This window comes from Butyrivibrio sp. AE2015, from assembly GCF_000420825.1.
Classification (GTDB): Bacteria; Bacillota; Clostridia; order Lachnospirales; family Lachnospiraceae; genus Butyrivibrio.
Genome location: NZ_ATVR01000001.1, coordinates 187781 through 202294 on the forward strand (window position 1 = coordinate 187781; position 14514 = coordinate 202294).

Genomic DNA, 14514 nt, shown 5'->3' on the forward strand with positions numbered 1-14514 from the left:
GTGCAGCAATTTTAGTGACCTTGACCTCAATTGTTTATACCAAAATACAGAAAAGAACTGATCTCAAGCAAAATAGGCTCTTTCTTTTGATGAACAATTTGGTTATCATCAACGCTTTTACGTGTTTGTGCAGTGAGATTTTTGAGTCTTATCAGAATTCATTTTATTTGTTTTACGAGCTTCTGCTAGTATTTCAATTCTTATATTTTTTGATTCATACGGCGCTGGCACCGGCGTTGTTCAATTATGTTATGGTGGTTACGGGGAGTCGTTCTGAAATCCCTGTAATCGCCAAAATTCTAAGTGTTATCCTCTTTGGGGTAAGTGGTTTTTTTGTCATCACAAATCCAATATTTCATTATGTATATTATTATGAAAATATGCGCTTTTACAGGAACTGGGCTGAAGGAATCCTGTATATAATCGCGTTGGCCTTTATGATAGTAGCGTTTGTTAATCTGATGCTGTCGTGGAAAGCTTTGAGAAGACGCAGCAGATATGCGCTTGTTTATTTCTTTGGAATAACGCTTCTGGGCATTTCTGTTCAGTATTTTTATATAGGGATAAAGAGTGAGCTCTTCTGTGAAGCCCTGGCATTAATGGGAGTAATGCTGAGTGTTGAAAATGAAGATGACCGAATTGATGCAGAGACAGGAGTATACAACCGAAATGCCTTGAAAATGGATGTTGCTCGTGCACTTGCCACAAAGAAATGTCTTGACATTATATGCATGAAAATAAGCAACATTGATGCCATAAGCAGGCTTACTGGAGTATCTAACTCAGAAGACATTATTTGTGAAGTGAGCTCATTCTTAAAGACAGTGGTTTCAAGGCAGTGTATTTATCATGTAAATTCCAATACTATTATCATGATATTTAGGTATGACAGTAATAAGAAGGCTGAAAAGGATATATTAAGAATCGCTGAAAAAATTAATGAGAGATTTGAAAATGACTGGCTTGTGGGAGGAATGGCAATAAAACTTGAGCCAGTCATTATGCTGTCCTCAGTGCCAAGTGGTATCCGTTCTTTAGATGAAGTTCTTTACATGGCAGAGTGCCCGATTCCTAAGGATATGGATGGAACCGTACTAAAAGATGAGGCGCTTGGCTTTTTGATCAGGAGATCAGGTGTTGAGAAAGCTATCTCAAAAGGACTTTCAGAGGGCGCATTTGAAGTATATTATCAACCGACATACAGTATGGATGGACTTAAGCTCCATGGAGCGGAAGCACTAATAAGACTTCATGATAAGGAATTGGGAGATATCTATCCTGATGAATTTATTCCGATAGCGGAGCAGACAGGATATATCGATGAAATAGACGATTTTGTTCTGAGACAGGTGTGTGCATTTATTAAAAGCGGAGAACCCATGAAAATGGGCATGGACTGTATAAATGTTAATCTTTCGGTTCTCCAGTGCATGAGTGATGGATTTGTTCAAAAGATATTAAATATTGTTAATAGGTATGACATTCCAAGGTCATTTATCAATTTTGAAATAACAGAGTCTGTATCAGCCAATGATTATGAGCTTTTGAGTGATGTCATAAAAAAACTGAAAGAAAACGGGTTTCAGTTCTCCATGGACGACTATGGAACAGGTTATTCCAACATGCACTCACTATTTACACTTGATTTTGATATCGTGAAGATAGATAAGAGTATTCTTTGGGATTCGGAGCTTAGTGAAAGGGGCCAGATTATTCTTGAAAGCTGTGTGCATATGCTGAAGCAGATGAAAAGAAAGATACTGGTTGAGGGAGTTGAGACAAAAGCACATATTGAGAAATTAAAACAGCTTGGAGTTGACTATCTTCAAGGTTATTATTTTTCCAAGCCAATAACTAAAAATGAATTACTGGCATATTGTAAGGCGAGATAAGGGGATAAGAATATGGTTGAATTAACGAATGATGAGAAGAGAATATTAGCAGCAATTTCTTTTTGCTCAGAAGAGATAGAGAGTGGGAATCTTTGTGACGCAGATATTAAACTGCTTGAAGAAATGAGAGAAGTGAAAAAATATCTGGGAGAAAAATATCCTTCCTACACTTTTGAAATAACAGGATGTGATCCCAAGGCGGGAACCATCCGTGATTATAATGAGTGGTATTATAAGGCCCTGGAAGTAGAAAGAGATTCAGCTTTTATTGCCACATCAAAAGAAATAGGGGATAAGTATGAAATAAAGGATGATTTTTATGGGGAAATAATCAAGAATGAAGCATTAAAGCAGTTAAAAGAGATACTTTCCAAACAGGAAATCCCGATAATCAAGATAGAAATTAGTTTTTGGGAGTGTTTGGGGAACGAATACAAAGAGGATATTTCTGCCAAGGAAGTTCTGAATGGAAAAATTTTGGCTGGAAATGATATAAAAATTTTTTTGGATGATACCAAAATAGTCGATAAAAACTACCAAAAGACCATAAAGCAAGTGGAAAACGCATTAAAAAACGAAGGTATTTGTGGAGAAGTATACATTGTAGTTATCAAGGATTTTGAAGCTGATCCGGTAAAAGACAGACTTTTTTCTGACAGTTTTTCACTGGATCACTAATAGGGGATTATTGTATGGGCGGTGAATGTGCTAGTAATATGACTGTTGAAGAGATTGTACTTATCAACAACCTGTTGTATTGTGAAAATCTTGGTGGTCCAAGAGGTACATTTCTTTCAAAGAATCAGGAATCGAGAACCATTGGCGATTACATCAATGGGGTTCTTAGAAATGCTGCCCAAATTGAAAACGATAAAGAATACAGCACCGGAGTTACCGGGGCAGAGTATAAGGAAATCATGTGGGCGATAAGGCCCAACGAGCACCTTAAAAACATAGTGATAAAAGAAGTCCATTATGAAAGCGAAGCAGCTGGTGGTGGAAGAAGCGCATATCTTTTTGATCCGTCTTGTAATGAAGCTATAGTGGCATTTAAAGGAACGCAAAGTGACGCTGAGTGGATAGACAATGTTTCAGGATTGTATCAGGTTCCTACAGAGTATCAGAGTAATGCTCTTTCCTGGTTCAGAACATTGGATTTTAGCGGATGTGACATTATTACAGTAACAGGCCACTCCAAGGGCGGTAACAAATCAAAATTCATTACTATCATGGATGACCGTGTGGATAGCTGCTTTTCTTTTGACGGGCAGGGCTTTTCTGACGAGTTTATACAGAAGTATGCAGTAAGGATCAGACAGAATCAGCATAAGATAACCAATATAATTGCAGAGAGCGACTTTGTAAATATTCTTCTGAATGATGTTGGAAAAAAACAGTTTTATCTTGGAACAAATTATGGAAGGCTGGGATTTGCGGAGAATCATTGCGCAAATGCAATTGTTTTTTATGACAGCATAGGAGGAATGTCAGTGTGGAAAGCTTCCGGTCAGGACAAGAAAATGTCGGATCTGGATGAAATGTTAAATAGCTTTATCAGGTCAGTCAGGATGACCACCAGAGAAAAAGTGGCCAGGATGCTGGGAAACGTTATTGTAAATGCCAAGGGTGGCAATACGGATAATTTGATATATGCTTTTTCAGATGAAAAATACTCAGATAGTGCAGCGCAGCTTATTGCATATGTTTTCAGATATAAGGCTGAGAAACCTGAAATAGTAGCGTCCTTAAGAGAGGTGCTCAGTCAAAATGGTTTTAACACAGAAATGCTGGGGCTGGTGGACTTCATAACCAATCACGACATTCTCATGGAATTTATAGGAAAAAAGCCTGGTGCAGTCCTTAGTATATTAAAAATGAGACATGCACCGGAGAGTATAACAGAATTTCTAAGAAGTCATCAGGAATTGTTTGGGCTATTAGTTCTGGTGGCACAAAAAATGAGAAAGATCAATCCTCTGCGCTATAGTGGAAAGGATCTTAATGCTGAAGATGAAAGCATAGTCATAAGAGCAGAATCAGGTTTTGTTATTTCAAAGAGAAAAATCCGCCTAATTGCTGAAAGTGCGCTGATACTTATAGTAATACTTATAATAAGTTTTCTGTTTGTAATAAAGCCGCAAATTTAGTTCGGATCAGTTGAGGCCATATAGCGCTCCTTTATAAACTGCTCAACCTGCCTTAAGTGTTCTTTGCTTCCGGCCTTGGTATCACTTTTGGGAAGAGATTTACGGTATTGTGATGGCGAAAGCTTTTTTTCCTGCCTGAATGCCTTAGAGAAGACCAAAGGATCGGAGTAGCCGCAGGAAATTGCAATTGACTCAATGGATAAGGATGTCAGTTGAAGGAGTTCTGTAGCCTTTGCAATACGATAGCTTGAAAGATACTGCTGTGGCGATATCCCAAGACGATTTTGAAAAAGTGTATACAGATAACTTCGATTGATACAGACATAGTCCGCTATGTCTGTTACTTTTATGGGATTGCAGTAATTACTTCTTACGAAGGCCTGAGCTTTTGTGACATAGTCATTGTCTGTTCCGGAATCGCTTTTGGGCGTGACGCTTAAACCTGAAGCGAGTACAGACAGGAACATTGCTAAAAGACCTGTTCGACGTAAATCGTCTTCAACACTGAAAGTGTTGTGGTCCATCATATCTTTTATAAGATTGTAAATTGTTTCGGATTTATCGCTTTTAAATATTGGCTGCTGTACTGATAAGCCGAGCTGCGAAACAATTGATTCAGCTTTTTTTCCACCGAAACCTATCCATGTATATGTCCAGGGGTCTTCCTCATCAGCCACATAATAAGCCAGTTCATCGGGTACGATCAAAAATCCGTAATTTTCTTCCAGGGGATAGTTTTTTCCGCCAATAGAAAAAGAGCCTTTGCCGCTCATGATGTAGTGGATCATAAAATGAGGTTTGAGCGCTGGGCCAAAGCTATGGTGAGCCTCAGTTTTGGACATTCCGCAGCAATATACATATAGGTCATCTGATTCTTCAGTATTAAAAAGAAGTTTATATGCTTTTTCCATTTGTCTATCCTTTCTGTTAATCGGTATTATAGCATAAATAAATGCGTATAATTTGCGTTTTCATAAGTTGAATGTCTATTTCTTTTACTGTAAAATATACTTGCATTTGCGATTTATCTGTATGCAGTGGAGGCTAGTTGTGGATAATAATACTCAGGAAGTAATAAGAGCCAGCGGTGAGATTTTAAAAAGTGTGACCGCGGCCATAGATAAAAACGATTATAGCAGGCTTGCCAGTGATATTACAAACACCATAAAGTCAGTAAGCTTTGAAACAAAAACAACATACACAAGCGGAAACAGATCTTATCAGAATCAGAGCTATACAAGGACAGCTCAACCCCAAAAGTATCCGTTTTTCGCCAAAAAAGTCAGTAAATATAATGGTCTTTTAGATATTATAATTGGGGGTTCAATATTTGCGTGCATACTTCCGCTTGCTATTGTAGGTGGGGTTTTGGGAGGTATGGCATATGGAATTCCGGCTGCAGGTCTTTTGGCAGTGAATGCGATAGTTGTTTTGGCCGGAATAAGTAAACTTAAATTTGCCAAGCTTTTTCATCAGTATGGCAATATTGTGGGTAGCAACGAATATTTCAAGATCTCAGATCTTGCCAAGGCTGCTCTCAAGTCAGATTCTGAAGTGTTAAAAGATATTAAGAAGATGATAAAAAAAGGTTATCTGCCAAGAGCAAGGCTTGATGCTACAGAAACAACCTGTATGATAACAGATGAAGCTTATCAGCTTTACCTTGGTGCTGAGAAAGACAGACTTGAGAGAGAAAAAAGAGAGCTTGATCAGCAGAAGGCGGCAATAAACTTGGACAGCCGATCCAGAGAAAACCTTACAGGAGTAGAAGCAATCCTTGCTGACGGTGAGGAATACATTCAGTACGTTAGAGCTACTAATGATATCATTCCTGATACGGAAGATATGTCTAATAAGCTTTACAGACTTGAGAGCATCATGAACAGGATCTTTGGGCAGGTGAAAAAGAACCCTCAGAGCGCTGATGATCTTCACAAGCTTATGAACTATTATCTTCCAACTACCAAAAAACTTTTGGAAGCATATGTGGAATTGGATAGACAGACGGTTCAGGGAGAGAACGTTCAGCAGACCAAAAATGAGATAGATTCCGCAATGGATACGATAAATGAAGCTTTTGAGAAGCTTTTAGACAGTCTGTTCCAGGATATGGCATGGGATATTTCTTCAGATATTTCTGTTATGAAGACCATGATGGCGCAGGATGGACTTACAAGTGAAGGCGGCATGGCGATGCAGACTATGCCAAGGTCAGAGTGATTAAAATTGTGATATGAACAGCGAATCAGCTGTTAATTGTATTGTATGAGGATTTAGGAGGAAAAAATGGGAGTAGATTTAGAATTTGATGCAGCACCAGCTGCACCATCACTGACATTTGGGGCAGAGGAGCAGGCTCAGACAGCTACAGCTAAGGCACCTGAAGAGGAGAAAAAAGACAACGGAAATATTGCGATGGAAGCTCAGCTTTCAGCTGAAGAGCTTAAGCAGGTAGATGAGTTCAGCAAGCAGATTGATATTTCTAATTCAACAGGCATCATGAACTATGGTGTTGGCACACAGAAAAAGCTTGCAGATTTTTCAGAGAAAGCAATTGATAATGTCAAGACCAAGGACATGGGCGAAGTTGGTGATATGATCACTGACCTTGTTACACAGCTTAAGAACTTCGATGTTGAAGAGGAAGAAAAAGGCTTAAAGGCATTATTCAAAAAGAGTGCCAACAAGATTGAGTCATTAAAGGCCAAATACAGCAAGGTTGAGACAAATGTCCAGACAATCAGTAACGAACTTGAGAAGCATCAGGTAACACTTATGAAGGACGTTGAGCTTTTGGATAGAATGTATGATCTTAACCTCAATTATTTCAAAGAGCTTACAATGTACATCCTTGCAGGTAAAAAGAGACTTGAAGAAGAGAGAAACACTACTCTTGTAGAGCTTCAGAAAAAGGCTGCAGAATCAGGTCTTCCTGAGGACGCTGAGAAGGCAAAAGACTTTGCTAACAAGTGCGACAGATTTGAGAAAAAGATCTATGATCTGGAACTTACAAGAACAATTGCAATGCAGACAGGTCCACAGATCCGCATGGTCCAGAGTTCTGACACAGTAATGGCTGAAAAGATCCAGTCAACAATCGTAAATACAATTCCGCTTTGGAAGAACCAGATGGTAATCGCCATTGGTATTGAGCATGCAACTCAGGCTGCTCAGGCAGAGCGCGAAGTTAACGATATGACCAATAAGCTCCTTAGAAAGAATGCAGATGCACTTAAGACAGCTACTATTGAGAGTGCAAAAGAAGCAGAGAGAGGAATTGTTGATATTGAAACTCTTAAGCATACAAATGAGTCTCTTATCTCAACTCTCGATGAAGTGTTAAAGATTCAGACAGAAGGCAAGACAAAGCGTCGAGAAGCCGAGGCAGAGCTTGCTCAGATTGAGAATCAGCTTAAAGATAAGCTTTTGGAAGCTGCAAAGAACTAAGATTTAAGAATATAAATGAGGGGGCGTAGAACCATCAATGATTCTATGCTCCTTTTACTTATATGGGAAGGTAATACAGGATGAGAGACGACATAAAGTTCCATGCATTTATGAAGATGACCAGAGAAGCGGCAAACGTATCTCTTGAGGAGACTGGAAAAGGGCTTTATACAAAGAGTATGATGGCGCAGATTGAAAAAGGAACAACTCTTCCTGACTATATGATGCGTAACCGTATCATGTCCAGACTGGGTATTTCATCAGAAGGCTATGAGGACTTTTTGCAGCCTGATGAATACAAAAGATATCAAAAGAGAATGGAGCTTATTAAGCTCATAGAGTCCAAAAAATTTGCTGAAGCAGAAGAGCAGATTGATCAGGTGATTTTCGATGAAGATCTAAACCTGAATAAATTAGAGCTTCAGTTTTATTATGACATGAAGGCAAGATGCCTACACTTTAGGAAGGCGCCGTGGTGCGAAGTCCTTAAGATGTATAAAAAAGCTTGCTCTCTTACTATGATATTGGAAGAAGTAAAAGAAAAGAAATTTGGAGTATGGGCGATTTTAGAATACTTTTTGCTGTTTAAATTTTTTGAGTCCGGAGCAGAATGCTCAGATTCAACTGAAGAAATCTCTATGCTTGCAGAAATATGTATGTCAGTACTCGATCACCTCGAAAAATCCTCAATGGATGCTATGGGAAAGTCAAAGGTTTATACTGCCGGTGTTGTTGCACTTGGAAGAATTGCAGCGGTAGATAACTACAATGTGGTTGATAAAGATTCTTTGATGAAATTATACGACAGGGCGTTAGAATACTTAAAAGAGAAGAGCCGAAGCTATTACATATTTGAGATTCTTGAAGATAAGCTAAGAATATCGAAAGAAAAAGGCCTTGAAGAAGTTTATGATGATTCGAAAAGGCTTTTGGAGCTGTTTTCAAATATTTATAGCCAGAATGATGTCGAAGGTCATATGGATTATAACTGCTACATCTATAGGGATTCAGATATATACTGTATAGGCGATGTAATAAAATCCAGAAGACAGATGCTTCAGATAAGCAGGGAAGAACTAGCTGACAGAGTAAAATGCTCTTACAGGACACTAATGCGTATTGAAAATGGAGCAATTTCGGCGCAGAAGGCTGTGTTGAGGCCTATTATGGAAGAACTTAATCTCAACTGCGATTACACGAGGTCAGATATTATCACAACTGATAAAGAAGTGCTGAACAAGTATCATTTGCTGATCAACACCATCAATAACGCGATAAATAGTGATTTTAGAAAAACATATGATGAATTAAACAACATGATAGATTTTTCTTATGCTACAAATGTCCAAGTTTGGGACAGTGTAAAATACGACTTGCTTATGGTTGAGGGTAAGATTAATACAGAACAGTATGTAGAGAAAATGAAAAAAGATCTGGAACTGACTCTGTCTATTCCAATTTCCGAAATCGAAGCTGGATATTTTCTTCATGCGGAGCTGATGCTGTTAAAGGGCATAGTAGAGTACACTATGGATGAAAATGAAAACAGTCATTTGATGAAGCTTTTGGATAATTATTGCAATGAACATGAATCCGAAGGATACCCTGCAAATTATGGATTTTATGAGGCTATAATGATATGGATTGCAGATGTATACAGTGATGAAAATAATATTGAAAAGGTTGAAGAAATAGCGAAAAAATTACTTCTGTTAGAATTGAAGAGTCATAGATTGTTTGAACTACATGGCGCTATGTATATGTTGCTAAGAAATGAAGCCAAAATAATAGCAGAAAGCAAGATGTATTATGAACAGAGCATTGATAAAATTATTCGCATATGTGATTTTATCAACAACTCTGTCCATAGAGATTTCTATATTTCAATCAAACAAATGATTGATGAAGATAAAGATTGGAAGCATTACTGATTAACATTTACGCGATGAGTAGGAAAGTGTGACTGAAGAGTAACGATATTTTCCTCAGATACAGATGTTTCACCAACTAAATCACTTACAGAAACAGTTGTTGTCTCAGTGTTTGTATTTGTATTGTATGAAACAGTAATGAATGGAAATGAAATAGTAATTGTGAGATTAAAAATAACAAGTACAAGAACAAGTAAGTTACTAATTTTTTTCATTTTTTGTGTCCTCCCAATAAGATTAGTTTATTTATAAAAATAAAATAAAAATAACATGATTTCAAGTGACAGAGTATTTTACTTTTATGGTTTTTTTGTAAAATACTCTGTCACTTTTCTTTAGCACTGTAAAATTTTATTATGTTATTAACAACAGAACTTATATTTGATGAAAGGAGGCTAAATATTTATGAGTGAAAAGAATATCAGTGTGATCTTACCGGTTTATAATTCAGAAAAAACAATAGCAGAATGTATAGAAAACGCTCTACTTAGCCTTCGAGAGAATGATGAGCTTATAATAATTGATGACGGCTCGACAGATAATACACCAGATATATGTATGGATTATGCATGGAAATGTCCCAATATAGTTTATAAGCAGCAGGATAACAGAGGTCTTTTTCTGGCAAAGCTTGAGGGTATCAGAGTTTCCAGGGGAGAGTATGTAAGCTTTATCGATGCCGATGATGTCTGCGCTGAAAAAAGATATACAGTAATGCACTCTGTGGCAGCTGCAAATGATGCTGATATTATATTTTTTGGAGCAATAATCAAAAGAGAAGGTTTTGATACAAAGGTTTATGATTCAGAGATGTTCCCAGGAAGTTACTCAAGCAAAAAGGTAATTGATTCCTTTGGGAAAATGCTCTTTGGAAAACTTGATAGTGATGACAATTCTTATACAGGTTACCTTTGGAATACACTGATCAAGAGGGAAGCACTATGTGGCATGGAAGAATATGCCGGAGAAAAGATCCGCTATTATGATGATGAGATAATTATGCTTCATGCGCTTATGAAGGCTGATAAATGCGTTGTTTCCGAGAAAAAACTGTATCGATATGATTATTCAAGCTATAAAGCAATAAGAAAAAAGAAATCCTATGGTCCACAAAATTGGGAAAATATAGTTACAGTCTATAATCTCAAAAAAGAGATGGCGATTGAAAATGATATTTATAACAGTGAGATAAAGTCCCGCCTTTCAACTTTTTTAGGACCAATCTCCTTTATGAGATTTATCATTGGTCAGGACTCTGCGGTGCCAAAGGCGTTTTAAATATTATGAAGGGAAAAAATAAGACCCAGTCAGATGACTGAGTCTTATTTTTTATATCATAGGAATTGCTTCCTATGATATAAAAAATCGCTCCGCTAAGGAAGCGCACTCGCGCGAATGGAAAATGTTGCATAAATGCAACCGCGCTCGGCGCGAGAATGTCGCAAGCGACATTCTTTTTTTTCATTATAGAGTTTTTACAAAGCGATCGAAAGCTTCCTGTCCTTCTGGAGTTCTTTTGTAAACTCCGGCGTCTTCAAGAACATGCATGAATACTTCACCAATCTCGTTCTGGATAATGCCATCGATATTTGTTTTATCGATGTGATCATATTTTTTGCTGAAGGCATCAACCCAATCAGCGTGCTTTTCAAGAACTTCGTCTTTTCTTATATCTTTTCCTGAAAGGATTGCTTCTTTAAGATCAGCCATCTCCTTCTTGAGTCTTGCAGGAAGTACCGCAAGGCCCATAACTTCAATAAGACCGATGTTCTCCTTTTTAATATGATGAAGCTCTGCGTGAGGGTGGTATACACCGAGAGGATGCTCATCTGTTGTAATATTGTTTCTAAGAACAAGGTCAAGCTCGAAGTCTTCGCCGCGTTTTCTTGCGATAGGAGTAATAGTGTTATGAGGTGTTCCATCTGTTTCAGCATAGATAAATGCTGCTTCGTCTGTATAGCTTCTCCACTTATTTAAGATCACATCAGCAAGTGCAATTACCCTATTTACCTCAGGAGCAGAAATCCTTATAACTGACATAGGCCATTTTACAATGCCTGCCTTAACATCCTCAAAGCCTTTAACTGTAAAGGTTCTCTCAACAGGGGCCTTTGCCATAGCAAAAGTATAATGTCCGCCCTGGAAGTGGTCATGACTTAAGATTGAACCACCAACGATTGGAAGATCCGCATTGGACCCTACAAAGTAGTGAGGGAACTGTTTAACAAAATCAAAGAGCTTGCAGAAAGTATCATGCTCAATTTTCATAGGAATGTGCTTTGAATTAAACACGATACAGTGCTCATTGTAGTAAACATATGGAGAATACTGGAATCCCCATTTTGAGTTCTGGATTGTTACAGGAATGATCCTGTGATTCTCTCTTGCAGGGTGATCAACTCTTCCTGAATAGCCCTCATTTTCCCAGCAAAGCTGACATTTAGGGTAGCCTGACTGCTTGGCATTTCTTGCAGCGGCGATTGCCTTAGGGTCTTTTTCCGGCTTTGAGAGATTGATTGTAATATCAAGGTCGCCGTATTCTGTAGGAGCGATCCATTTCATGTCCTTGGAAATGCGGTATCTTCTGATGTAATCTGTGTTCTTTGAAAATTCATAGTAGAAGTTTGTAGCTGCCTCAGGACTTTCTGCGAACTTTTCATTGAATTTTTTGATGATATTGCTTGGTCTGTCTGTGAGCTCGCCCATGAGCTTTGTATCAAACAGGTCTCTGTAGACAATGCTGTCATTTTCTAAAATACCATTGGCAGCGGCATAGTCATCGAGCACCTTAAGAACATTTTCAAGGAATGTTCCCTTTTCAATCTCTTCAGATGGAAGCTCTTTTGCCAGGGCTTCAATGTCTGCTGCTTCATAATCAGCAGCATCTATTCCAAGATCAATAAGAATTGAATTGATAGCGTAGATCAAATCTTCTTTTTCTATAAGGCCCTGTTTAAGGGCATATGCAACAAGGTTATTGATTGCGTTTTGTATATCCATGATAACTCCTCATATTTAAAGCTTAAATGCCAGGAGCAGCTATATTTTGCTCCTGACATTATTAAAAATCAGATCAGATAACTTCAGGGCCACCGCCGATTTCTACTGTATAGAATGTTGCTTCGTAGCCGATTTTGTTCTTGTAGTTCTCGCCAACAGTCTTTTTGAAGTTATCGATTGCTTCATCTTTTACGATAGAAACAGTGCAGCCACCAAAGCCGCCGCCTGTCATACGTGAGCCGATAACACCGGGAACCTTCCAGGCTTCTTCTGCAAGAGTATCAAGCTCAATGCCTGTTACATCATAGTCATCGCGAAGTGATTCGTGGGACTGTCTCATAAGCTTTCCAAAGTGCTCAAGATCTCCATCCTTAAGGGCTTTAACGGCTTCAATAGTACGCTGGTTCTCGTATACTGCATGTTTAGCCTTTTTCTGCATATCAGGATCTGTTAAAAGATCTTTATTAGCCTCGAACTCTTCGATGGAAAGATCGCCAAGCCCTTTGATATCAAGCTTTTTCTGAAGGATAGAAAGAGCTTCTTCACACATGCTGCGACGAGCGTTGTACTGAGAATCTGTGAGTTTGTGCTTTTTATTTGTGTTTGTAACGATGATCTTTGCACCGTCAAGTTTAATTGGTGCGTATTCAAAAGAAAGATCAGCTGTATCAAGGAAGATAGCGCTGTTTTCTTGTCCCATTGCTACTGCAAACTGATCCATGATACCGCAGTTGCAGCCGTTGAAGTTGTTCTCAGAATACTGACCGATAAGAGCAAGCTCCTGGTTTGTTACTTCAAATCCATAGAGGTCTCTTAAAACAAAACCTGTAAGAACTTCAAGGGATGCAGATGATGAAAGTCCTGATCCGTTAGGGATGTTTCCGTAGATCACCATGTCAAAGCCTGTATCAAGCTTCATGCCTCTTTTTTCAAAGGCCCAGACAACTCCCATAGGATAATTGGTCCAGCCTGCAGATTCTGAAGGAGCAATTGTGTCATCGAGGCAAAATGAAACAACACCAACCTTATCCTGATTTAAAGAAAAGAGCTGAATCATTCTGTCATCTCTTTTTGCAGCTGCTGCATAAGTACCGATGGTAAGAGCACAAGGGAAAACATGACCTCCGTTGTAGTCTGTATGTTCTCCTATAAGATTAACTCTGCCCGGAGCAAAGTATGCTTTTACATTTTCTTTTTTTCCATAAGCCTTCTCGAAGCTTTCAAGAACAGCTTTTTTCATTTCCTGATCGATCATATAACCTCCTTGGTTTTAACCAGACAAATATGTATTTTGTGACTATATATTACCCCTTTAAACTACTTATAATAAATATCTCTTTGTTTTATAAGCCTGTCAAAATGTTAAAAATAAAGCTCCCCTATTGTAATAGGAGAGCCGGAAAATAAACATCAAAAAGTTACAAGTGGAGCTTTTTTCTTTTGAGTGGGAGTCTCAACACCGAGCATGTTAAGAATCTGATTTTTGCTTAATGAGTTTAGGTTTTTGGCAATTGGTATGAGACCATCGATCTTTTTCTGAATCTCTTCTTCATTCAGGCCAAGCTTTGTTTTGTACATGTCTACAAGAAGTCTGTAGGTTCCGGAGATATCGGTTCTTGTTTTAACGGCAAATTCCAAGACATTGGCAGCGTCCTCAAATCTTCCTGCGTTATATAAAAGCTCTCCCCAGTTTTGCAGGGCACGTACTAAAGTGGTGTAATTCTGATCGTATTGAGTAAGGGCGGTAATATTGGCAGTTCCATATTCAAGCTTTAGATCGGTATTGCTGATTCCGGTGAAATTGACTATTTTTTCAAATTGCAGTGCCTTTAATTCATCTTCGGCTTTTTGAAGCGCTTCATTGTCTCCTGCGGTATCAAAGGGAAGCAGGTGGTAAGGAATATGTATATATTCAAGGTTTTCCAGGCTTTTTCGTCTTACGCTGTTGGCTTCTCGTTCTTTTTCCCAGAAGTCAGCTTCCTTTTTTTCTATCTTTCTGGATACCCTTCGCATGCTGATATTAAAAAAGACAGCAAGTATAATGAAACTTGCTAAAAAAGGTAATTTCATCTATAATATCCTTTCAGTTAACCGTAA

Annotated in this window: 12 protein-coding genes; 7 read left to right on the forward strand and 5 right to left on the reverse strand. The window is 38.3% G+C overall.

Annotated elements, in window-relative coordinates:
- Positions 1–437: 437 nt before the first annotated feature.
- The 3 genes from G585_RS0100860 to G585_RS0100870 are packed head-to-tail and all read left to right on the forward strand — an operon-like array spanning position 438 to position 4039.
- The gene (locus G585_RS0100860; protein WP_196802870.1) at positions 438–1892 is read left to right on the forward strand and encodes an EAL domain-containing protein; all 1455 of its coding nucleotides are present in this window, start codon (positions 438–440) and stop codon (positions 1890–1892) included.
- A 12-nt stretch (positions 1893–1904) separates the two neighbouring features.
- Entirely contained in the window at positions 1905–2570 is a 666-nt protein-coding gene (locus G585_RS0100865; protein WP_022772308.1) for a hypothetical protein, read from the forward strand.
- A gap of 14 nt (positions 2571–2584) precedes the next feature.
- Positions 2585–4039 (forward strand): Mbeg1-like protein, encoded by a 1455-nt coding sequence (locus tag G585_RS0100870; protein ID WP_022772309.1) that lies wholly within the window; start codon positions 2585–2587, stop codon positions 4037–4039.
- On the opposite strand, the gene G585_RS0100875 is transcribed toward G585_RS0100870, so the two are convergent.
- Positions 4036–4950: an AraC family transcriptional regulator gene (locus G585_RS0100875; protein WP_022772310.1), complete on the reverse strand. Its 915-nt coding sequence runs from the start codon at positions 4948–4950 to the stop codon at positions 4036–4038. The two genes, G585_RS0100870 and G585_RS0100875, sit on opposite strands and share 4 nt — an antisense overlap.
- A gap of 139 nt (positions 4951–5089) precedes the next feature.
- Here G585_RS0100875 and G585_RS18625 point away from each other — a divergent pair, with 139 nt between their 5' ends.
- The 3 genes from G585_RS18625 to G585_RS16645 all read left to right on the forward strand — a co-directional run bounded on the left by G585_RS18625 (position 5090) and on the right by G585_RS16645 (position 9417).
- Positions 5090–6259, forward strand: a complete 1170-nt coding sequence (locus G585_RS18625; protein WP_022772312.1) for a 5-bromo-4-chloroindolyl phosphate hydrolysis family protein — start codon at positions 5090–5092, stop codon at positions 6257–6259.
- A 66-nt stretch (positions 6260–6325) separates the two neighbouring features.
- On the forward strand, positions 6326–7486 hold the full coding sequence (locus tag G585_RS0100885; protein ID WP_022772313.1) for a toxic anion resistance protein: 1161 nt from the start codon (positions 6326–6328) through the stop codon (positions 7484–7486).
- Positions 7487–7566: 80 nt separating this feature from the next.
- The gene (locus tag G585_RS16645) at positions 7567–9417 is read left to right on the forward strand and encodes a helix-turn-helix domain-containing protein (RefSeq protein ID WP_022772314.1); all 1851 of its coding nucleotides are present in this window, start codon (positions 7567–7569) and stop codon (positions 9415–9417) included.
- Here the strand turns inward: G585_RS16645 and G585_RS0100895 are convergent.
- Complete coding sequence (locus G585_RS0100895; protein ID WP_022772315.1) at positions 9411–9632, reverse strand: hypothetical protein; 222 nt, start codon at positions 9630–9632, stop codon at positions 9411–9413. The genes G585_RS16645 and G585_RS0100895 overlap by 7 nt on opposite strands.
- 190 nt (positions 9633–9822) lie before the next feature.
- Between G585_RS0100895 and G585_RS0100900 the strand changes: the two genes are divergently transcribed.
- Complete coding sequence (locus tag G585_RS0100900; protein WP_022772317.1) at positions 9823–10695, forward strand: glycosyltransferase family 2 protein; 873 nt, start codon at positions 9823–9825, stop codon at positions 10693–10695.
- A 186-nt stretch (positions 10696–10881) separates the two neighbouring features.
- Here the strand turns inward: G585_RS0100900 and galT are convergent, their stop codons facing one another.
- The 3 genes from galT to G585_RS16650 all read right to left on the reverse strand — a co-directional run bounded on the left by galT (position 10882) and on the right by G585_RS16650 (position 14487).
- Entirely contained in the window at positions 10882–12417 is a 1536-nt protein-coding gene (gene galT / locus G585_RS0100905; protein ID WP_022772318.1) for a UDP-glucose--hexose-1-phosphate uridylyltransferase, read from the reverse strand.
- Positions 12418–12490: 73 nt separating this feature from the next.
- Positions 12491–13672 (reverse strand): galactokinase, encoded by a 1182-nt coding sequence (locus G585_RS0100910; RefSeq protein WP_022772319.1) that lies wholly within the window; start codon positions 13670–13672, stop codon positions 12491–12493.
- Positions 13673–13827: 155 nt separating this feature from the next.
- The gene (locus tag G585_RS16650) at positions 13828–14487 is read right to left on the reverse strand and encodes a hypothetical protein (RefSeq protein ID WP_022772320.1); all 660 of its coding nucleotides are present in this window, start codon (positions 14485–14487) and stop codon (positions 13828–13830) included.
- Positions 14488–14514 lie beyond the last annotated feature (27 nt).